Below are 21,686 nucleotides of genomic sequence, written 5' to 3'. Positions count from 1 at the left end.
AGTGGAGATTAAAGAGGAAGTAAAAATACCTCAGGTGGAGTATTCAGATCGGATTATAGGAGATTTGAAAGGAGCACAGCAAGGGCCCACTGTAATAGCCCTTGCTGGTATACACGGGAATGAGCCTACCGGAATTGAGGCTATCCGGCATGTAATTGAAAAGCTGGAATCAAAAAAAGAAAGTTTCAGGGGCCGTTTTTTAGGTTTGATCGGAAATATTGAAGCTCTCCAGAAAAAGAAGAGGTTTATAGATGAAGATATGAACCGGATTTGGTTTACCTCTATTCTTGATAAGATTCGGCGCACCCCCATTGAAGAGTTGAAAACGGCAGAACGCCGGGAAACCAAAAAGCTGCTGGAGATTATAGACCCAATCATATTTGACGAGGAGAATACACAACCTGTAGTGTTTGTAGATCTTCATAGCTTTTCAGCTGAAAGTGGATTATTTGTAATCTCTACAAGGGATGAAGAGAATATTGAACTGTTGGCTCAGCTCAGGGTACCCCTTATTTTTGGTATCGAAAAAGCCCTGCATGGAACGGCTCTCAAATACATTCAGAATACCGGCAATATTGGCTTCGCCTTTGAAACGGGACAACATTTTAGTGAGAATGCAGAAGATAATGCCTCGGCAGGGATTTTGTGTTTGTTAGTAGCCGCAGGGTGTATTTCTGCTTCTAATATTGAAGATTTTACTCGCTACTATGACTACTTGAATAAGCAGACACAATCTCTTCCCCATAAAGTAGAGTTTTTGTACAAGCACATCATAGAGCCGGAAGATAACTTCAAGATGCGACCTGGCTTCAAAAACTTCGATAAAGTCAAAAAGGGACAATGGCTGGCTAACGACCGCCACGGTAAGATTCTGGCGCAAAGGGATGGTTATGTGTTGATGCCGCTCTATCAGAAACAGGGTGAAGATGGATTCTTTATTGTTGAAGAAAGCGAGTGAAATATTTGCATTCAGAATTATAAATTAAATTTTGTCTGATGGGCTACACTTTGTGTAAGTTTGTGCCTTGTTAATTCTTAGCCTGAATTGAATAATTTTTAAATGAAAAATGATTACGAATTTATTGACGGGACCCGGCTTTCGTCAGTAATTGAAGCGCTGATCTTTGCCAGTGAGGAACCTATCCCCGGGTCAAAAATCCGGGAAATCATTGTTGAGAATGAAGAGCAGATAGAGATTACTGAAGAAACCGTATCTGACTTTGTCGACAAGTTGAATGAACGCTATGATGAAAATGGACTCAGCTTTCGCATTCAGGCTTTAGGTGGTGGGTACACTTTCGTGACAGAGAAAAAATACCACTACTGGCTGAGTATTTTTCAGCACGAAAATGCCTATCGAAAGTTATCACAATCAGCAATTGAGTCGTTGGCCATTGTGGCCTATCGCCAGCCGATAACAAAGCCGGAAGTAGACCAAATTAGAGGTGTTGACTCCGGATATATATTGCGTCAGCTGATGGAAAAGGCACTGATCGAAGTTTCCGGCCGTGCTGATAGTCCCGGAAAACCACTTTTATATCGAACGACAAAACACTTCCTGCGTCACTTTGGGATTAATTCAGTGGATGAGCTGCCGAAACCACGTGAGATTGATGAAATCCTTAAAGATGATGACATGGAGGAGCACCGTCAGTTGTTAATGGAGCGTCAGCTGATGATGGAAGAAATGGATGAGGATGATGAAGAAGTAACAAAAGAGGACGTAGCAGATGAGTTGTTGTCTGAATATCAGGAAAAGAAAGCAGCCAGAGAATCAGAAGAGAATCAAGAGGCTGAAGAAGATCAGGTTCAGCCCATAAATGAAAATGAGGAAGGAGAAACGGACGAAGAAGAATGAGCAATAAAAAAAGCGGTAATCAATCAGGAAAGAGACGACCAAAGAATAAAGCAGATTCAAAAAAAGCAGCTACCGTCGATCAGAATTACTCCAAAGACGAGAAGATCAGGCTGAATAAATTTATAGCTCATGCTGGGTTTTGTTCGCGCCGTGATGCGGACGAGTATATATCGGCTGGCAAAGTTCAGGTAAATGGACAGGTTACCACAGAGCTGGGTACTAAGGTTCGCCGAAAAGATACAGTAGTAGTTGATGGACAGAACCTGAGCCTGGAACCATTTGTGTATTTGTTATTGCACAAATCAAGTGATGTGATTACGACCACAGATGATGACAGAGACCGCACCACCGTCATGGATCAAATTGAAGATGCGACTGGATACCGTGTATATCCGGTAGGCCGATTGGATAGAAATACGACCGGGTTGCTGGTGTTGACAAATGATGGTGATTTGGCTCACAGGCTGATGCATCCAAGTTATGAAGTTCGGAAAACCTATTTGGTAACGACTGAACGACCCCTTTCTGAAAGTCAGCTTGAACAATATTTAGAGGGTGTGGAGCTGGAAGACGGAATCGCTAAAGGGTACAATATCACCCAGTTTGTAGACGATCCGCATGCATTTGAAATGTCCGTTTTTGAGGGGCGGAACAGATTGATCCGTCGGATGGTAGAATTTCATGGAACCGAGGTAACCAAATTAAAACGTGTTGAGTATGCAGGACTTACCTTAAAAGATGTTCCAATGGGGAGATGGAGATTTCTTCGCCAAAATGAAATTAATAACCTGCGGAAATTGGTTAAGCTTGAGACGTTAGACTTTAATAAAGGTAAATAAACACATATTTCATGGAGATTAGCAGTATTTCGATTTCATCAGGACAGGTAAAATCTAAAGAAGGATTGCCTATTCGTTATGATTTATATTCACCTATTTCAAGAAACGGGCTGAGTTTTCCGGTTATCATTTTCCTGCACGGATTTAAAGGTTTCAAAGATTGGGGGCCTTTTCCGGATGTTTGTGAAGAACTGTCGAGAGCAGGGTATGGTGTAGTTGCTATGAATTTTTCGTTGAACGGAATCGGGGATGATAAGACTGAGTTTACCGAAATGGACTTATTTGAGCGGGAGACTTTTTCTCAGGACCTGGATGATATTGGAACTGTGATTGATGCTCTTCAGAAGGGAGAGATTTCAGATAATCACTCCAATCTGAATACTGATGTAATTGGTTTGCTGGGACATTCCCGTGGAGGACATACAGCTATTGCTGCGGCTGTAGAATATGACCCGGTACAATGTTTAGTAACCTGGTCGGCAGTAGCAGACTACCGGGAACGCTGGACTGATGACATGAAAAAAGACTGGGAAGAGCAGGGATATACTGAAATCGAAAACAGCCGCACCGGCCAGAAAATGAAAGTCGGAGAAGTGGTTTACAAAGATTCTATTGATAATGCTGATCGGGTTATTGCGATAGAGCGAGTCAAAGACTTACGGATACCTACCTTATTTATCCATGGAAGAGATGATGAATCGGTGCCGTACACTAATTCTGAAAAACTTCATATTGCCTGTGAGGCCAGAGATAAGGAGCTTCGATTGGTCGCTAATGGTACACATACCTATGGTGCAGCACATCCTTTTGAAGATCAGGATTTTCCAAAACCATTTGCCGAAGTACTGGAATGGACGGAAGGTTGGTTTGTGGAGTTTTTAAAGTAGCTTAGCATTAAACAATAAATTAGTTATGCTAAACAGGATTAATAGTGCTTTTATTAAATTATAAAGTGTGTTAAGCCCAAAAAAATTAATTAAAAGCGCTTCCTGTTAATATAATTTGTTTCATTTCGTTAAAATTTGATTTATTGTAAGGGGTGGAAATTAGATTGTTCCAATAGAAACAATAAATCAAAATTCGCATATGATGAAAAAGCTACGACTACTAAGCAGTATACTGGTACTGTTACTTTTCGCAACCACTGGGTATATACACGCCCAAACAGTTTCGGGTATTGTCACCTCAGCTGAAGATGGTCAGACATTACCAGGTATTACCGTCCTTTTGCAAGGCACTAATACAGGTGTTGCTACAAATTTGGAAGGTGAATACGAGATAAATCTTAATAGCGATCAATTCGAAAATGGTACATTAGTATTTTCTGGTGTTGGATTTATCCAGCAAGCAGTTCCCATTAATGGCCGATCAGAAATTAATATTGAATTAGCCACAGATACGCAGCTTCTGGATGAAGTTGTAGTCGTGGGATTTGGATCGCAGATTAAAGAAAAAGTAACCGGAAACATTTCCAGTGTTTCGGCTTCCGATATTGAAGGAGTTCCGGTTAATAGTTTGGAACAAGCCGTACAGGGTAAAGCCGCTGGGGTGTTCATTCAAACGAACAATGGTAAGCTAGGGCAGGGAATCCAGGTACGTGTACGTGGTTCTGCTTCTGTTTCTGCCAGTAATCAGCCGTTATATGTTATTGATGGAATTCCTGTTACAACAGCAAATCTCTCAATTAATGCAGCGGCTACGAATCCCCTTGCAGATATCAACCCTAACGATATTGAATCGATTGATATTCTGAAAGATGCTTCAGCTGCAGCCATTTATGGATCCCGAGGATCTAATGGTGTTGTATTGATTACCACCAAATCCGGTCAATCTGGCGCTACTCAGTTTGATGCAAATTATTCAATAAGCACCAGCCAGCCTTCCGGAAAAAAAGACTGGTTAAATGCAGATCAGTATTTAGAATTGTTTAATGAAGCTTTTGCAAATTCATCTACTGATGGTACAATTAACGGGACCCTTTTTGGATTTACCCGCGATGAACTTTTTGATACCTTCATTCCTGGATGGGATCAGGGTTATGACACGGACTGGCAGGAACTCGCTTTCCAGGATAACACCTCTCATAAGTTTGACCTGAGTGCAAGTGGCGGGGATGATAAAACCCGTTTTCGTGTAAGTGGTCAGTATAGTGGTCAGGAAGGAATTATAATTGATAATACTTTTGACAGAATTAGTGGTCGCCTGAACCTAGATCACACTGCTAACGACAAAGTTCAAATTGGAACAAATTTGAATGTTGTAAAGTCTGTTAACAATCGCCTTTCTACAGATAATGCCTTCTCAACTCCTATTCAGTTAGTGGCACTGCCACCTGTTCAGCGTCCATTTAATGACGAGGGAGAGCCTTCAAGAGAAACTGTATACGATAATGGCTTGCTTTTCAGAGATGGAGCATCATTTGAGACTACGGTATTTCGCGCTTTAGGTAATGCTTTTATCAATTATGAGCCTATTGATAATTTGATTTTACGAGGAGAATTCGGAGCAGATGTTCTGGATCAGAATGAAGAACGATGGTATGGTAGTTCTGTTAGCCAGTTTACAGGTGCAACACGAGGAACGGCTGATAACCGATATGTTCGGGTAGTGAACATTACGTCTCAGGCGTATGCAAACTACATTAAAGATTTAACTGAAGAGCAATCCATTGACATTACAGCAGGTCTTTCAACCCAACAGGTTGAAACTGACCAGGTTTATGTTAGTGGAATTGATTTTCCGAATGATCTTTTCCGTCAGGTAGCTAGTGCTGCAACTATTGATGCGGGTGATGCAACAAATACTTCCTATAGTTTTACCAGCTACTTTGCACGGGCAAACTATAGTTTTGATGATACGTATCTGCTGAACATAAGCGGTACTGTTGATGGATCTTCCCGATTTGGAGAAAACAATCGGTACGGATTCTTCCCCGCAGCATCTGCTGGCTGGATTTTATCTAACGAAGATTTCCTTGAAGATGTAGATCAAATAAGTTTCCTGAAATTCCGGGCCAGTTATGGTTTTACCGGGAATGCTGAAATTGGAAACTTCCCATCTCGTGGACTTTTTGGAGCCGGTGCTTATGGTGGAGCTTCAGGTTTGGCGCCCACACAGTCACCTAATCCGGATCTTAAATGGGAAACAACCAAACAGTTTAATGTTGGTGTTGATCTTGGTCTGTTCTCTGATCGTGTTACTGCCGAAATTGACTACTACTCAAAAAATACAGAAGACTTACTGCTGAGTGTAAATGTGCCGGCAACCACAGGCTTTACAACTCAAACCAGAAATGTTGGTTCTCTAGAGAACAATGGTTTTGAGTTTGTAGTTACGACCCGAAACTTTGTTGGTGACTTTAGCTGGTCAACAACCTTCAATTTTGGAGCTAATGAGAACAAAATTACCAATCTTGACGGACAGGTAATTGAAGGATCATTTGTGAGTCAAGCTGTTGAAGGCGAACCGATAGGGGTGTTTTTTGCTCGTGAATATGCAGGTGTAGATCCTGATAATGGTGATGCGCTGTATTACGTTCATAGCCCTGATGGTAAAGACTACAGTGCGGGCACTACTAACAGTTTCAATGCTGCTAACCGCGTGGTTATAGGTGATCCCAATCCTGATTTTCAGGGTGGAATTGGTAATACCTTCAATTACAAAGGATTTGATCTGAATATCTTCTTCCAGTATGTATATGGAAATGATATTTATAATGGTGGAGGAACGTTCCAGTCTGCCAACGCTGATTTCTTTGATAATCAAACCGTAGACCAAATGGACAGGTGGCAACAGCCCGGTGATATTACCGATGTGCCTCAGGCCCGACTACTCGGTGGAAATGGAACCGGTGAATCTTCAAGATATTTAAGCGATGGCAGTTACCTTCGTTTGAAGACACTGACACTTGGATACACCCTTCCGCAAAGTTTAATGGATCGTCTTTCACTCAGAAAAGCACGATTGTACTTCACCGGTTTAAATCTGTTGACATTTACCGATTACGATGGATGGGATCCTGAAGTGAATACTGACTTCACGGCAAGTAACATTACATTAGGGACGGATTTTTATGCCGCACCTCAGCCCAGAACATTTGAAGTTGGTATCAACTTAGGGTTTTAAATGAAAGCCAAAGAATCTATAACCGATTTAATATTTCCTATTATGAAAAACATAAAAAGTAAAATTCTATACACGCTTGTACTGACGGTGTTTTTTGCCGCAGGTTGCGATGGATTGCTGGACATTAATCCCAAGCAATCTATTGACGCAGAGGTAGCGCTCAATACATCTGATAACGTTGAGGCTGTTCTTATAGGAGCCTATAATGCTCTATCTGATGATGATCTGTTTGGAGGAGAAATCCTGTTTGAACCAGACCTTCTTGCAGACAATAATTTAAATAACGAAGTACAATGGACCGGAACGTTTGAAGAACCAGAGCAAATCTGGAGAAAAGATATCCAGGTTGAAAATGGACAGGTTTCAGCTACTTGGTCGGCTGCTTATAATGCCATCAACCTAACCAATAATGTACTTTCAGCACTTGATGTGGTAGATGAAGATATCAGAGATCGCGTGGAAGGAGAAGCGCTGTTTATCCGTGGTATTATCTACTTCAACCTACTCAAACTGTATGGCTTGCCATATAGTGCAGGTAATGTTGGTACAAATCTGGGGGTGCCCCTGGTAACTACACCAACGGATGAGATAAACGAAGAAAGTGAAATTCCCAGGGAAACCGTTCAAGCTGGTTATCAGCGGGTGCTAACTGATTTACAGAATGCTGAAAGCTTACTGCCTCCTACAAATGGAGTTTATGCTTCTGCCCCTGTAGCTGCGGCTATCTTGTCTCGTGTTCATTTACAAATGGGCAACTATGATTTAGCCCGAGAGGCTGCTGACCGTGTGATTAGTTCTGGTAATTATACCCTTACAACAAATTATGCGGATGCTTTCAACCGTACATCGAACAGCACGGAAGACGTGTTCTCCATTCAGGTTAGTGAACAGGATGGTGCAAACTCAATGAACCTGTTTTATGCATCATCTGCGAATGGTGGGCGTGGTGATATTTTGGTTCGCCCCCCACATATCAGCCTTTATGAAGCTGGTGATGACCGACTTAACCTGTTTTATGATAGTGATACCCGAACCGGGAAATGGTCGAATCAATTTGGTAACATTGGTGTCGTTCGGTTGGCCGAAATGTACCTGACACGTGCAGAAGGTAATTTCCGTGAAGGTGCTCCCTATGTTGGAGCTGCTCCAATGGCTGATCTTAATGAAGTTCGAGGCCGGGTTAACCTTCCATTATACACACTTCCAACCGAATTTGATCTTGATGACATTCTGCTTGAGCGTAAGCTTGAACTGATGTTTGAAGGTCAGCTTCTGCATGACCTGAAAAGAACTCAGCAAGATGTAGGAGATATCTCTTACGATTCCGGGCAGATTACTTATCCTATTCCACAACGTGAAATAGATGTAAATACAAGTCTGGATCAAAACGACTATTACGAGCAATAAAAAGTACAGTCATTTATACTGAAAGCGCCGTTAGCAAAACGGCGCTTTTTTTTTAGATCAATTTTCGTCCTGATTTAATTCTTTTTACACATTTAATCGGTTTAGCTACTTGATTAGCTTATAAACTAACCCCACTTTCATACACCTACGTATTTAATACCTTAAAATAAGAATCAACCCAAAATCTATGAACTACGGAAAAGTAACTATTAACAGATTTGCAGTTCTTTTGCTGAGTTTTACCTTTGTATTTGCAGGGTGTAAAACAGCTGAGAAAGCTGCAAGTTCTTCTGAAAGACCATCACAAGGAATGCGCGGAGGCGGACCCGGCGGAGATGATGGAATGAAAAAATATAGCGATGTCATAACCAAAGAGGCGAAAACAGACGAAGGTTTGTTTGACGTCCATAAAGTTGATGATAAGTATTATTATGAAATACCAGATGAACTTTTGAATCGGGAAATGCTCTTGGTTTCAAGAATTGCAAAAACAGTGGACAATCTTGGCTACGGTGGAGAAAAATTAAATACTCAGATCGTGCGTTGGGAAAAGAAGCAGGAGAAGATTCTTCTTCGCCATGTCTCTTATGAGAATGTTGCCTCAGATACGATGCCTATTTACGAAGCCGTAAGAAATTCAAACTTTGAGCCAATTATAGCCTCTTTCGATATTGCTGCTCTGAACGAAGATTCTACTGGTTCCGTAGTTGAAATCACAAGCTTATTTACTGACGATATTCCGTCATTAGGATTAGATAGCGGAGATCGACGGGAGTATCAGGTGCGTCGTGTTGATGGTAACCGAACATTTATTGAACACATCAACAGTTATCCTAAGAATATTGAAGCTCGTAACCTGATTACTTACGATTCAAATAACCCTCCCTCAAACTCAGCGACTGGAACTATCTCGCTTGAACTAAATCACAGTATGATTGTTCTTCCTGAGGAAGAAATGCGGGCAAGGGATTATGATCAACGAGTTGGATTCTTCAGTGTACAGAAAACCAAGTACACAGATAATGCTCAGAAAGCCAAGCAAATTCAGCATATTACCCGTTGGAAATTAGTTCCGAAAGACAAAGAAGCTTATACAGCTTGGTTGAACGGAGAAAGTGACGAACTGGTAGAACCAGAAAACCCAATTATATATTATGTTGATCCTGCAACTCCTGAGAAATGGAGAGAATATCTTATTCAGGGTGTTGATGACTGGCAGGTAGCTTTTGAGGCGGCTGGTTTCAAAAATGCTATTATTGGTAAAGAACCTCCTACAAAAGAGGAAGATCCTGAGTTCAGTCCTGAAGATGTTCGTTATTCTGTAATCCGATATTTTGCCTCTCCAATACAAAATGCTTACGGTCCGCATGTGCATGACCCAAGGAGCGGACAGATTTTGGAAAGTGACATTGGATGGTATCATAATGTTATGAATCTGCTCAGAAATTGGTTCTTCATCCAGACAGCAGCAGCCAATCCGGATGCACGTGGTGTAGAGTTTGACGATGAGATTATGGGTGAACTTATTCGTTTTGTTTCTGCGCATGAGGTAGGACACACACTTGGGTTCCCTCATAACTGGGGTTCAAGTTTTGCCTACTCAGTCGATCAGCTTCGTGACCCTGAATTCACTTCTACTCATGGTACAGCTCCATCTATTATGGATTATGCACGTTTCAACTATGTTGCACAACCAGGCGATGGCGTAACCAATTTTTATCCTGCAGTCGGTGAATATGACAAATGGGTGACCAAGTGGGGTTATACCTGGTTCCCGGATGACTGGAGTGACGAAGAGATTCAAGCTAGACTGAATGAATGGACCCTGGAAAGAGCAGATGACCCTGTTTATTTCTATGGCCGTCAAACAGGTAGCAAGATTGACCCTCGTTCTCAAAACGAAGATCTAACCAACAATGCAATGGAAGCAGGCGAGCTTGGTCTTGCGAACCTTCAGGTAATTACTGAAAACCTGATTGAATGGACCGAACGCGATGGAGCAAACTTCGAAGAACTCGATGAGCTTTATGGTAATGTACTTAGCCAGTGGTATCGTTACATGGGGCATGCACTCAGCAATATTGGTGGTGTGTATGAGAACCATAAAACGTATGAGCAGGATGGACCTGTTTACGAACCAGTTGATGAAGCCACTCAGCGTGATGCTATGGAATTTTTGCAACAACATGCATTTAGCTCACCAACATGGGCCTTTAGCGATGAAATTCTAAGTCGCGTAAATCAAGCTTCTGCAATCGACAACTTCAGAAATTATCAGGAAAATGTTCTTGGTAGTGTAGCTGATGCACAGCGAATTGCTCGCCTGATTGAATTCGAGCGCCGCGCTTCTGGTGACGTTTATACAGCCTTCGAGATGATGGATGACTTAAGGAATGGAATCTTTACGGAAGTCCGTGCAAACGAAAATATAGATGTACACCGCAGAAATCTGCAGCGTGCTTACATCGAGCAGATGGAATCGCTGATGACTGATGAGCTACCAAATATTCCGGCTCAGTGGAGACAGTTTCTTGGATGGACTCAGGTTGATGTAAGTCAGTCTGATATTCGTCCGATTGTCCGAAATCAGCTAACTATCCTGAATCGTGATATCGATCGCGCACTAAGAAGCGGCGGATTTGACCGTTCAACCCGTGTGCACCTCGAAGACGCACAAATGAGAATACAAGATATTTTAGATGGCGATGACTAACCGCTGAGTCAGCTAAAGAACTCTTTGAGCCCTTGTACATAATTTTGTGCAGGGGCTTTTTTATTATCTGGTTTTGAAGATCATCTGCTGTTTTAGCATCTTTGGATGGCAGTTAATCATCAACGTTTATTTCTATGGAACCACTAATTGAATTTTTTGAAGATGTACCCACTGTTTTCAGAGCCAGGATGTTGGTAGGAGGAATTTTTCTATTCTGGATTATTGAAGGTGTTTTTCCTCTCTTTGAGTTTGGATATAAAAAGGTTCGTCATGCAGCCATTAACCTTGTTCTGAACGGATTTTTTGTAGTGATTGGGCTGGGTTTTGCCGGGCTTTTAGTATGGTCATCCAACTATGTGACCAACAATGGATTTGGAGTGCTGCAATGGGTAGAAATGCCATTATGGGCTCAGGCAGTTGTTGGGGTGATGCTTCTCGATTTCTTTGGGGCATATCTGATCCATTGGATTGAACATAAAGTCGTTTTTATGTGGAAATTTCACCTGGTTCATCACAGCGATACTACGGTTGATGTCACTACCGGACTCCGCCACCATCCTGGCGAAGCCGTGTTCCGAATGGTTTTTACGATATTAGGCGTAATATTAGTTGGAGCGCCAATCTGGATTGTATTCCTATACCAGAGTATTTCGGCGCTGTTTGCTCATCTTACCCATGCCAACATAAACATGCCCAGAAAGATAGATCGTGCTTTGTCGTGGATATTCATAACTCCATTGATGCATAAAGTCCATCACCATTATACCCAGCCTCTAACCGATACTAACTATGGGAATATCTTTGCAGTTTGGGATAGAATGTTTGGGACTTTTGCTCAGGTAGATGAAATGACGGAACTAAAATATGGTATCGATACGCATATGGATCCGGCTGAAAACGACAATCTTGGAAATTTACTTAAGATTCCTTTTCAGTCTTACAGGCCACCGATAGGTTCTAAATTTGGAGATGAAGCAGATATAAGTGAGTCTGACAAAGATTAGCCGTCAATCGTGAAAACCTTTTCCTTCCATAATTTTTGGGATGTATTTCTCAATTCTTCGCTGGCGTGTTGAAGATTGTTTAGCCCCGGAGAAGTGAATAATGTAGCCGCGTTGTCGTCCGGGGGTTAACGCCTCAAAGGCCTCTTGCAGAACCGGGTCTTCGTTAAACTTTGTCTGTAATTCTTCAGGTATAGGCTCTGGATTCTTTTTGAATTTCACCTTCTTTCCTGCTTTTTCAATCTTGATGGCTTCTTTGATATACTCTTTCAGAATATGTTCGGTATCCGTGATTTCATCTACGCTGGTATATTTAAAAAGCCTTGCCGCTTGTGAATTTTTCCCAGGTTTTACCATGATATTATGGGGATCATTCAGCAATGAGCCTTTAAAAAAGCTGACTGAACAATAGTCTTTGAATGCACTAAGGATAAGCACATTGTTACTCTGGTAAGTATAACAGGGCACACTCCACTTAACTTCCTCCGTAAGCCCCGTTTCTAGGATGATGAGCCGTAACTGTTTAAGTTCATTCTGCCAGTCATGGACTTTACATTCAGGAGTTCCGCCCAGTGGGCAGCGCCCGCAACCGATATCGAGATATTGATCAACTTCGGGATTCATAATTTAAAGTAAAGATGGAATTGTAGTGTTGCGCGATATTAATAAAATGGCAAGAAAGATTTGAGTCTAAATATGTTTATTTATCTTTAAATGAAATGCTAACTATGAATCCAACGAGCACAACTACAGCGGTTCCGACTGGGTTTAGCCACAGGAACTCAATAGCTTTGGCATATCCATCGGGGATTTCATTCCAAGGAAAAATAAATGAGTAGTCAGCAGTTGTGGCATTGTAGAAAAGTCGGTCGAAGGTGAAAACAGAGAGCATCCCGGAAATCAAGCCAATCAAAGCTCCTGTTCCACTAGCTCTTTTTACCCACAGCAGAAGTACAAATACACCTAAAATAGAACCATAGAAATAGCTGCCAATTTGGTTTACCAATTCAATAATAGATTTGGTTTCTCCGAGCAGCAGGGCGGAAACAGTAGCTATAGCGCCCCACATAAAAGTCACACCTCTTGATGATTTAACATAATGCGCTTCGGTATGTACATCACCTTTGAGTCGCTGATACCAGTCCACAATGGAGACGGTAGTTAGTGCATTTAGCTCACTGTCAATACTACTGAGTGCGGCTGCAAAAATCCCTCCAACGATCAATCCAATAATACCTATGGGGACATGATTGAGAATGAAATAGGGGAAGATGTAATTCGTGTCGTTTACGTCAGCTTGTCGTATCTCGGCTTGCAGTGCTAAGTCGGCCTGCCGGGCTTCATTCATCTCCCGGTCGGCATTAACAAACGCTTGTTGGGTTTCCGGATTCCGGTTCTGAACGGCGGCAAGAGCAGCATCTTCTCGTGCAATATGAGCTAATTGATATTCTTTCAGAATTCGTTCTTCCGCCAACTGGTATTCCTGTGTTTCGGCAACAGGTTCGGTGGCACGGAAAGAAGCAGGGGCTGGATTAAAAATAAAGAATACATACAGCATCACTCCAAGAAGCAAGATGAAAAACTGCATGGGCACTTTGGCATAAGCAGTTAGCAACAGTGATTTACGGGCGTTTTTAACAGAGTCAGTAGTTAGGTAGCGTTGAACCTGCGTTTGGTCGGTCCCGAAATAGGAAGCCATAAGAAAGAAGGCGGCAATCACTCCGCTCCAAACATTATACTTTTCAGAGAGGTCAAAATTCAGGTCAAGAGCGGTTAGTTTATCAAGGCTTCCGGCGAGATAAAGAGCATCTCCAAAATGAACATTTTCAGGCAGATTGTGCCAGATTAACCCAAAAGAGAATATGAGCCCAAACATCATAATGGCCATTTGCTTTACATCGGTATTGATTACACCTGCAATTCCGCCAACGGTGGTGTAAGCTGTAGCGATTACTCCAATGATTATGATGGTGACATTCAGAGGAAGTCCCAGCAACAATGATAAAACATAAGAAGGAGCTGCAATCACTACACCCAATGCAAGTCCGCGGGAAATAAGGAACAGGCCAGCCGTGGTAAGCCGTGTCTTCAGCCCAAAGCGTTCTTCGAGAACCTCATAAGCGGTAAAGTTCTGCATCTTGTTGAAAAAGGGAACAAGAAACATACAGATGAAAATCATGGCAAAAGGAATGGCCAGATAGGTTTGCACAAACCGCATGTCTTCTACATAAGCAATACCGGTGGTTCCGATAAAGGTAATGGCTGAGGCCTGGGTTGCCATGACCGAAAGCCCGGCCGCCCACCATGGCATCGAGCGGTTGGCAAGCAGATAGCCTTCTATGGTAGAGGCATCTTTACCCTGACGGGTTCCGTCCCAAACGGTGTACCCGAGAAAAGCGATTAAAACCGACCAGTCAATCCAGCTCATATATCAGGGCAGATTGAAGGTTGTGGTGAAGATCAAAAAGAGCAAGATGTAAGCAACACCCAATACCAATACGATAGAGTAGTCTTTAAGCCACTTAGGTTCTGAAGTCGGTTTGTTTTCCATGCCCGATAATAGCTAAAGTGTTTTTCTTTTGAAAGTCTGTTGAATGCTGAACATCAACCATTAAAGTCTACTTCCCTATTTCTTTAAGCATCATTCTTACAAATATGTTGAAGAAATGTGATTAGGTGGATGGACAGAATGATCGATTTGTGATTTAATTAACTCTCGGGGGTGTTGATTACAGCTAATGTACACCTTGAAGAACACACGAGCTTATCTCGTTCATCGCGAAGCTCGCATTCCCAAACCTGTATTTTTCGCCCCACATGAACAGGCTGTGCGGTTCCGGTTACTTTGCCTCCCATCTTCACCGACCGAATGTGATTAGCATTGATCTCCACACCCACTACCGTTTGGTTTATATCTTCCAATTGAAACCAGCCGCCTACCGAACACAAGGTTTCGGCCAAAGCCACAGAAGCTCCGCCGTGTAGTACTCCAAATGGCTGAACAGAATTCTCATTCACGGGCATGGTGGCCATCATCTTATCTTTTGCGACATGCTGGAATTCCATTCCTAATGCATGCCCCATGTGCTTGTGCGAAAAGTTGAAGTAGATTTCAGCTTTCTTTTTTAAATCTTCTTCAATAAACATAAAAGTTGAATTTGATTAACAGTGTTAAGTTATTAAAATAAAGAGTGGAACCGCTTTCAAATGAACAGTGAAAGTGTATATTTAGAAAATACACGCAAACATGATAGGAAAATAATATGAAATACGAACCTACCACGATTTTGTCTGTCGTCTCTGAAGGAGTTGAAAAGAATAAGACAGGGATATATTCAGCTGTAAAGCGGGATGGGGAATGGATTGAAACAACCATCGATGACTTCAATCAAATGGTGCACGACTTGGCTATGGGGCTGTATGAACTAGGCGTTCGAAAAGGGGATAAGGTTTCTCTGCATGCCGAGAACAGCACGGAATGGCTGGTGATAGACCAGGCTATTTTATCATTGGGAGCGGTTGTAGTGCCTATCTATACTACACAGCCCGGAGAGCAGATTAAGTACATTCTGGAGAATTCAGAAGCGAAGGTTCATTTCGTATCTGATGATGAGGTGTTTGCGGAAACCAAGCCGCTTATCAAAGGCATAGAAAGTGTAAATGCTATCATTTCAATCCTCGGTTCCAGTCATGAGAAACTCAAAACGTTCGACGATATTCTGGAGATGGGGCATAAGAAAGCTGAGGAAGATCCGAATTTATTTGATAAACTTCGCAGTGATGTACAACCCGACGACCTTGCTACGCTGATCTATACTTCAGGGACTACAGGTGTACCCAAAGGCGTGATGCTAACTCATAATAACATCGCAGGAAATGCCCTTGCCTCCCACGAGATTTTCCCTTTCAATCCAGAGGAACATGACGAACCCAAAGTACTTTCATACCTGCCACTGGCACATATGTTCGAACGCACAGCATCGTATATCTATGCCTATGTAGGCGTTCCGCCTTATTACATTGATGAAGTAGATGATATCCGGGATGATTTCCAGACGGTGAAGCCAATCTATATGGTAACAGTCCCCCGGTTGCTGGAGAAGATCGTAACGGGTATTAAAGTTAAGGGACAGGAATTCAGCGGACTGAAGAAGCAACTATATTACTGGGCAGTGAATTTGGCCGAAGAATATGATCCGGAAAATCCACCCGCTGCCTGGAAATGGAAAATTGCAGATAAACTGGTGTATGCTAAAATTCGGGAGATGTTTGGGGGGAATTTAGTGGGATTAAATGTTGGTGGAGCCGCTCTTTCTCCCAATATTGCGCGGTTTATGAACGGCATTGGAATCTATTGTGGGCTGGGATATGGACTTACGGAAACTTCTCCGGTACTGACCGGCCCGCCGATAGGTGAACTCAGAATCGGTTCTTCGGGAAAACCACTCGTAGATGTAGAAATTAAAATTGCGGAAGACGGAGAGATTCTGGCTAAAGGTCCGAACATCATGAAAGGGTATTATAAAATGCCGGACAAAACGGAAGAAGCGATAGATGGGGAAGGCTGGTTCCACACCGGTGATATTGGCCACCTTGATGAAGAAGGATGGTTATTTGTTACTGATCGCAAGAAGTCACTCTTTAAGCTTTCGACGGGTAAGTATGTAGCACCACAACCGATCGAGAATGCCTTGGTGAATAGCGGGTTCATTGAACAAGCCGTTGTTGTCGGAAGTGAACACAAATTTTGTGGGGCATTAATTGTGCCGAACTGGGAAAACATGAAGAAGAGATTTAAGTCAACAGGACATGATTTCCCCGATGAAAATCTTACTGAAAACGAGTTTGTGATCAAGCGTATACAGAAAGAAATAGATAAGGTGAATCAGGAGCTTTCCAAATGGGAGAAAGTGAAAAAGTTCAAGTTGCTGGAAGATCAGTTCACGATTGATGGCGGAGAAATCACACCCACACTTAAAATTAAGAGAAATGTGATCAACGAGAAATACAAAGAACAAATCGACAGTATTTACGCGGAAGAAGAGGAAGAATCTTAGAAATAGATATTTATGAGCACGAAAAAATATTCGATCAGGAAAGTAGCCGTATTAGGGTCAGGAGTAATGGGAAGTCAGATAGCCGCACATTGTGTAAATGCGGGGTTGGATGTAATTTTATTGGATCTGAAAAGTGATGACCCCAACCGGCCGAATAAAATCGCTGAAGAGAGCTTACAAAAAGCTTCGAAGATGAAGCCGGCACCATTTGGAAAGCCGGATTTTGCCAGGAGAATCGAAGTAGGAAATTTCGAGGATGATTTTGAAAAACTGAAAGAAGCCGATTGGATTTGTGAGGTTATCATAGAAAAGATGGACATCAAAAAAGATATGATGTCTCGTATTGAAAAGATCCGAAAGCCGAAAACCATTGTCAGTTCAAATACATCAGGCTTGCCAATTGGAGAGATTTCTGAAGACTGTAACGATGATTATAAGGCTCATTTCCTCGGAACGCATTTTTTTAATCCTCCCAGATATATGAAGTTGCTGGAGGTGATTCCAACTGAAACAACTTCCGAAGATGTGACGGAATTCATGCATCGGTTCTGTGAAAAGACACTGGGTAAAGGCGTGGTTATTTGTAAAGATACGCCGAACTTTATCGCCAATCGGATTGGGATTTTCTCTATAGCCAACATCATGCCTTATTTCTTTGATGGCGACTTCCGTGCTGAAGATATTGATTTACTGACCGGGACTCTAACCGGATATTCCAAAGCCGCGACCTTTCGAACGGCAGATATGGCTGGGCTGGATGTGACCAATCATGTAGCCAGAAACCTCTATCCATCTATCCCTGATGACGAAATGCAGGAGACCTTCAACTTACCTGAAGAGTTTGGAAAAATGGTGGAAAAAGGGATGATCGGGAATAAAGCCGGTAAAGGTTTCTATTCCAAGAAGGATGGGGAGTATCTGGTCATAAACCCGGAAACGTTTGAATATGAGTCGCAGCAAAAACTGGAGGACCCAATCCTGGGAGAAGCCCAAAAAATCAAAGACACGGCAGACCGATTGAAGTTTCTGGTTTTTTCTGATGATAAGATTGGTGACTTCCTCTGGAATGTGCATCGTGACTTACTATTATATGCAGCAAACCGGATTCCTGAGATAACAGATTCTCCACTTTCCATCGACCGCGCTATGCAATGGGGGTTTAACTGGGAAATGGGGCCATTTGAGCGCTGGGATGCGCTGGGCATCGAGGAGATGGTTGATCGGCTCAAAAAAGAAGGAAATGAGATTCCTGAGTTAATTTGTACTATGCTGGATGCTGATATAAAATCATTCTATGAGGACGGAAAAGTTTACAATCCTCTGTCCAAATCTATGGTGGACATTCCTCCTGAAGCAAAAGGAGAAATCAAAGTTCATCATTTACGAAAGCAGAATGCTCCGGTGATGGAGAACGAAAGTGTTTCTGTCCATGATATGGGAGATGGTGTTGCGCTATTTGAATTTCATACACCTAATTCAACGCTGGGAAGTGAGCTGGTTCAATCACTTTATAAGTCGCTGAATCTGGTTAAAGAACAATTTGATGCTCTGGTTATCAGCCATGATGCTGATAACTTTGCTTTTGGAGCAAATCTTAAAGAGGCCCTGATTGCTAAACAAAATGACGATTGGGACAGCGTTGTGCAGGCCGTGGAAAACTTCCAGAAAACGGCGGTTGCATTAAGGTATGCGCCTTTTCCTGTTATTACGGCGCCATTTGGGAAAACCTTGGGCGGGGGAGTAGAATTTTGTTTGTATTCGGATAAAGTGGTGGCTCATCATGAACTCTACATGGGTTTGGTAGAAGTTGGAGTTGGGTTAATTCCGGCCGGAGGGGGAACCACGGAGCTGCTCCGAAGAGCTATGCAGAAACTGGAAGGTGATGCAGATCCGCTGCCGTTTATACGGGAAGTATTCAAGACTATCGGGATGGCAAAAGTATCGGAAAGCGCCCATTTGGCCCGAGAGCTCGGGTACTTGAGGCCCTCCGATACTATTGTTATGAACCGCGACTTGCTGATCAAAACGGCTAAAGAAGAGGCGTTGAATTTGGTGCAGGCTGGATATCACCCGCCGGCAGAAACTTCGATGAAAGTTCTGGGAAAAACTGCGTTATCAGCCATGAAACTCATGCTCCATGTAATGCATGAAGGCAAGTATATCACCGATTATGATCAGGTTGTAGCTGAGAGAGTGGCTTATGTATTGGCTGGTGGAGATTTAAGCGAAGAGCAGGAAGTCCCCGAATCCTATCTCCTGAAACTGGAAAGGGAGGCAATCCTTGAATGCCTACAGGATGACCGAACCCTGGCCCGAATGGAGCACATGCTGAAAAAAGGGAAGCCGCTTAGAAATTAGGAATTTTAAATTGAGGAATTAAAAATTATGTCAAACAGAGATGCTTTCGTTGTTGCAGCAACCCGAACAGCTTGTGGTAAAGCTAACAAAGGATCGCTTCGGTTTACACGACCCGATTCAATGGGGGGAGAAATAGTTAAGGACTTACTCAATCGAACAAAAGGGTTAAATCCCGAGCAGGTTGAGGATGTGATTATGGGGTGCGCGTTTCCAGAGGCTTCTCAGGGATTGAATATGGCTCGTCAGGTTGCCTTATTAGGAGGTCTACCGGATTCGGTTCCGGGTGTAACGGTGAATCGATTTTGCTCTTCAGGATTGCAAACTATTGCCATGGCAGCCGAACGAATTATGGCTGGTGGAGCCGATGTGATTATAGCTGGTGGAGTGGAATCCATGAGTTTGGTACCGATGGGAGGAATGTCATTTCAGCCCAACCCTGAACTGGTCGAGAATAAACCCGGCGTGTATGTTAGCATGGGCATCACCGCAGAAAATGTAGCCGATAAATACAAAGTTAGCCGGGAAGATCAGGATAAGTTTGCCTATCAAAGTCATCAGAGGGCAATTAAAGCCTGGGAGGATGGAAAGTTTGACAACCAAATGACTCCGGTACAAGTTCAAGAAAAGAAAGTAACTGCTGATGGTGAAGTTCTGGAAGAATCATTCACTTTTAAAAAGGATGAAGGTCCACGCAAAGATACTTCAGTTGAAGCCTTATCAGGACTTCGGCCTGTTTTTAAAAACGGAGGTAGTGTTACGGCCGGTAATTCATCCCAAATGAATGATGCCGCAGCGGGTGTAGTGGTGATGAGTGGGGAGATGGTTAAAAAATTAGGTTTGGAGCCTATGGCACGTTACGTTGGCTTCCAGGTAGCGGGGGTTGCTCCTGAAATTATGGGCATCGGTCCGGTAGAAGCTGTTCCGAAAGTACTTTCTAAAACCGGATTGAAATTATCAGATATTGATTTGATTGAGCTGAACGAAGCCTTTGCATCTCAGTCATTGGCAGTTATCCGAGAGCTTGGGTTAGATCAGGAAATCACAAACGTAAATGGTGGGGCTATAGCTATGGGGCACCCTCTTGGATGTACCGGTGCTAAACTAACCACACAGATTCTATATGAAATGAAAGAACGTAAATCTAAGTATGGGTTGGTTACCATGTGTATTGGCGGCGGAATGGGTGCAGCAGGTATTTTCGAAAATCTTTAATTACAGACGACCAATGGTAAACGACGATTGACAGTTGCCGATAGTCTATGCCAAGGTCGCTCCTCAAAACAAAATAACATGTTCAAAGAAGACACGCTATCAGGACAAACGATATTGATAACCGGAGGCGGAAGTGGACTCGGACTTTCTATGGCAAAAGGATTTGCAAAATGTGGCGCTGATATTGCAATCTGCGGGAGGACGGAAAAGAAGCTTCAAAAGGCTGTCAAAGAAATAGAAGAGCAAAAAGATGGAGTGATAGCCCGGTATTACCAGTGTGATGTTAGAGATTATGATGGTGTAACATCAATGTTTGAACAAATTATTGAAGATTTTGGATCTGTTACCGGTTTGGTTAACAATGCAGCAGGTAATTTTCTTTCCGCATCTGAAGACTTATCACCTGGTGGGTTTAAAGCTGTAGTAGATATTGTGTTACATGGAAGCTTTAATTGTACTCATGTATTTGGTAATTACTTGATTGATAATAAAAAGGAAGGAAATGTTCTGAACATGGTAACGACCTATGCAGAAGGAACCGGTTGTGCTTTTGTTTTACCTTCAGCTTGCAGTAAAGCTGGGGTATTAGCGATGACCCGCTCTTTGGCTTTTGAATGGGCAACTTATGGTATCAGATTAAATGCGATAGCGCCTGGACCTTTTCCAACTGAGGGTGCCTGGTCGAGATTAGTTCCTGAAAAAGTGTTGGAGAAAAACTTTAAGAATAAGATTCCCGCAAAAAGATATGGCGAGCATGAAGAGCTCGCCAATCTTGCAATATTTTTAATGTCTGATCTCGCTCCATATATAACCGGAGAATGTGTGGTTATAGATGGAGGAGAAAGGCTTCAGGCAGGTCAGTTTAATTTTGTAGACGGACTAATGTCGCGGGGTAAACTGAAAAAGTTATTTAAAGCAATGAAGCCTTAGGCTCTGATTCAATCTTTGATCAGGAAATAGCTATACCTAACGCAATTGCGGTAACTATAACTACATAATAGAACCGTTTAACATTTTTATCGGGTTTATGAAGCCCAAAAATGTTTTTAAAAATGTAATGGTCAAATCCTAGTTTGTAATATTTCTCGTATAATTTAGCTCTCATAACAGCACCTC

At 42.5% G+C, this 21,686-nt stretch carries 15 protein-coding genes; 12 read left to right on the top strand and 3 right to left on the bottom strand.

What is annotated here, in order from left to right:
- Position 1 precedes the first annotated feature (1 nt).
- The 8 genes from RIB15_RS09815 (at position 2) to RIB15_RS09780 (ending at position 11,946) form a co-directional block, all read left to right on the top strand.
- Entirely contained in the window at positions 2-958 is a 957-nt protein-coding gene (locus tag RIB15_RS09815; protein WP_350201969.1) for a succinylglutamate desuccinylase/aspartoacylase family protein, read from the top strand.
- A gap of 102 nt (positions 959-1,060) precedes the next feature.
- Positions 1,061-1,858: an SMC-Scp complex subunit ScpB gene (gene scpB, locus RIB15_RS09810; protein ID WP_350201968.1), complete on the top strand. Its 798-nt coding sequence runs from the start codon at positions 1,061-1,063 to the stop codon at positions 1,856-1,858.
- Positions 1,855-2,697 carry a pseudouridine synthase gene (locus RIB15_RS09805; RefSeq protein ID WP_350201967.1) on the top strand — a complete coding sequence of 281 codons (843 nt, stop codon included), beginning with the start codon at positions 1,855-1,857 and terminating at the stop codon, positions 2,695-2,697. The genes scpB and RIB15_RS09805 overlap by 4 nt, the downstream gene beginning before the upstream one ends.
- Before the next feature lie 11 nt (positions 2,698-2,708).
- Positions 2,709-3,584 (top strand): alpha/beta hydrolase family protein, encoded by an 876-nt coding sequence (locus tag RIB15_RS09800; protein ID WP_350201966.1) that lies wholly within the window; start codon positions 2,709-2,711, stop codon positions 3,582-3,584.
- Between the two features lie 199 nt (positions 3,585-3,783).
- Positions 3,784-6,822, top strand: coding sequence for a SusC/RagA family TonB-linked outer membrane protein (locus RIB15_RS09795; RefSeq protein ID WP_350201965.1), 3,039 nt, complete (start codon positions 3,784-3,786; stop codon positions 6,820-6,822).
- 42 nt (positions 6,823-6,864) lie between these two features.
- The gene (locus RIB15_RS09790) at positions 6,865-8,229 is read left to right on the top strand and encodes a RagB/SusD family nutrient uptake outer membrane protein (protein ID WP_350201964.1); all 1,365 of its coding nucleotides are present in this window, start codon (positions 6,865-6,867) and stop codon (positions 8,227-8,229) included.
- A gap of 187 nt (positions 8,230-8,416) precedes the next feature.
- The gene (locus RIB15_RS09785) at positions 8,417-10,942 is read left to right on the top strand and encodes a zinc-dependent metalloprotease (protein ID WP_350201963.1); all 2,526 of its coding nucleotides are present in this window, start codon (positions 8,417-8,419) and stop codon (positions 10,940-10,942) included.
- A gap of 134 nt (positions 10,943-11,076) precedes the next feature.
- Positions 11,077-11,946 (top strand): sterol desaturase family protein, encoded by an 870-nt coding sequence (locus tag RIB15_RS09780; RefSeq protein ID WP_350201962.1) that lies wholly within the window; start codon positions 11,077-11,079, stop codon positions 11,944-11,946.
- 3 nt (positions 11,947-11,949) lie between these two features.
- On the opposite strand, the gene RIB15_RS09775 is transcribed toward RIB15_RS09780, so the two are convergent.
- The 3 genes from RIB15_RS09775 to RIB15_RS09765 all read right to left on the bottom strand — a co-directional run bounded on the left by RIB15_RS09775 (position 11,950) and on the right by RIB15_RS09765 (position 15,027).
- Positions 11,950-12,567 (bottom strand): YdeI/OmpD-associated family protein, encoded by a 618-nt coding sequence (locus RIB15_RS09775; protein ID WP_350201961.1) that lies wholly within the window; start codon positions 12,565-12,567, stop codon positions 11,950-11,952.
- A gap of 76 nt (positions 12,568-12,643) precedes the next feature.
- Positions 12,644-14,371 carry a sodium:solute symporter family protein gene (locus RIB15_RS09770; RefSeq protein ID WP_350201960.1) on the bottom strand — a complete coding sequence of 576 codons (1,728 nt, stop codon included), beginning with the start codon at positions 14,369-14,371 and terminating at the stop codon, positions 12,644-12,646.
- A gap of 281 nt (positions 14,372-14,652) precedes the next feature.
- Positions 14,653-15,027 (bottom strand): hotdog fold thioesterase, encoded by a 375-nt coding sequence (locus tag RIB15_RS09765; protein WP_502881344.1) that lies wholly within the window; start codon positions 15,025-15,027, stop codon positions 14,653-14,655.
- 179 nt (positions 15,028-15,206) lie between these two features.
- Between RIB15_RS09765 and RIB15_RS09760 the strand changes: the two genes are divergently transcribed.
- The 4 genes from RIB15_RS09760 to RIB15_RS09745 all read left to right on the top strand — a co-directional run bounded on the left by RIB15_RS09760 (position 15,207) and on the right by RIB15_RS09745 (position 21,500).
- A complete protein-coding gene (locus RIB15_RS09760; RefSeq protein WP_350201958.1) occupies positions 15,207-17,000 on the top strand; it encodes an AMP-dependent synthetase/ligase in 1,794 nt (597 codons plus the stop codon).
- Between the two features lie 12 nt (positions 17,001-17,012).
- On the top strand, positions 17,013-19,358 hold the full coding sequence (locus RIB15_RS09755; protein WP_350201957.1) for a 3-hydroxyacyl-CoA dehydrogenase/enoyl-CoA hydratase family protein: 2,346 nt from the start codon (positions 17,013-17,015) through the stop codon (positions 19,356-19,358).
- A 27-nt stretch (positions 19,359-19,385) separates the two neighbouring features.
- Positions 19,386-20,570, top strand: coding sequence for a thiolase family protein (locus RIB15_RS09750; protein WP_350201956.1), 1,185 nt, complete (start codon positions 19,386-19,388; stop codon positions 20,568-20,570).
- Positions 20,571-20,648: 78 nt separating this feature from the next.
- Positions 20,649-21,500, top strand: a complete 852-nt coding sequence (locus RIB15_RS09745; protein ID WP_350201955.1) for an SDR family oxidoreductase — start codon at positions 20,649-20,651, stop codon at positions 21,498-21,500.
- Positions 21,501-21,686 lie beyond the last annotated feature (186 nt).

The organism is Gracilimonas sp. (assembly GCF_040218225.1).
GTDB lineage: Bacteria > Bacteroidota > Rhodothermia > Balneolales > Balneolaceae > Gracilimonas.
The sequence above is the reverse complement of the archived record's forward strand: the minus strand, read 5'-3'. Positions and strand labels throughout refer to the sequence as shown.

Bases quoted from the DNA above. Each gene is read 5' to 3' on its own strand.
- RIB15_RS09785 (WP_350201963.1), top strand. From the start codon at position 8,417: ATGAACTACGGAAAAGTAACTATTAACAGATTTGCAGTTCTTTTGCTG.
- RIB15_RS09800 (WP_350201966.1), top strand. From the start codon at position 2,709: ATGGAGATTAGCAGTATTTCGATTTCATCAGGACAGGTAAAATCTAAA.
- RIB15_RS09760 (WP_350201958.1), top strand. From the start codon at position 15,207: ATGAAATACGAACCTACCACGATTTTGTCTGTCGTCTCTGAAGGAGTT.
- RIB15_RS09765 (WP_502881344.1), bottom strand. From the start codon at position 15,027: ATGGGGCATGCATTAGGAATGGAATTCCAGCATGTCGCAAAAGATAAG.
- RIB15_RS09750 (WP_350201956.1), top strand. From the start codon at position 19,386: ATGTCAAACAGAGATGCTTTCGTTGTTGCAGCAACCCGAACAGCTTGT.
- RIB15_RS09775 (WP_350201961.1), bottom strand. From the start codon at position 12,567: ATGAATCCCGAAGTTGATCAATATCTCGATATCGGTTGCGGGCGCTGC.
- RIB15_RS09795 (WP_350201965.1), top strand. From the start codon at position 3,784: ATGATGAAAAAGCTACGACTACTAAGCAGTATACTGGTACTGTTACTT.
- scpB (WP_350201968.1), top strand. From the start codon at position 1,061: ATGAAAAATGATTACGAATTTATTGACGGGACCCGGCTTTCGTCAGTA.
- RIB15_RS09770 (WP_350201960.1), bottom strand. From the start codon at position 14,371: ATGAGCTGGATTGACTGGTCGGTTTTAATCGCTTTTCTCGGGTACACC.
- RIB15_RS09790 (WP_350201964.1), top strand. From the start codon at position 6,865: ATGAAAAACATAAAAAGTAAAATTCTATACACGCTTGTACTGACGGTG.
- RIB15_RS09755 (WP_350201957.1), top strand. From the start codon at position 17,013: ATGAGCACGAAAAAATATTCGATCAGGAAAGTAGCCGTATTAGGGTCA.
- RIB15_RS09745 (WP_350201955.1), top strand. From the start codon at position 20,649: ATGTTCAAAGAAGACACGCTATCAGGACAAACGATATTGATAACCGGA.
- RIB15_RS09805 (WP_350201967.1), top strand. From the start codon at position 1,855: ATGAGCAATAAAAAAAGCGGTAATCAATCAGGAAAGAGACGACCAAAG.
- RIB15_RS09780 (WP_350201962.1), top strand. From the start codon at position 11,077: ATGGAACCACTAATTGAATTTTTTGAAGATGTACCCACTGTTTTCAGA.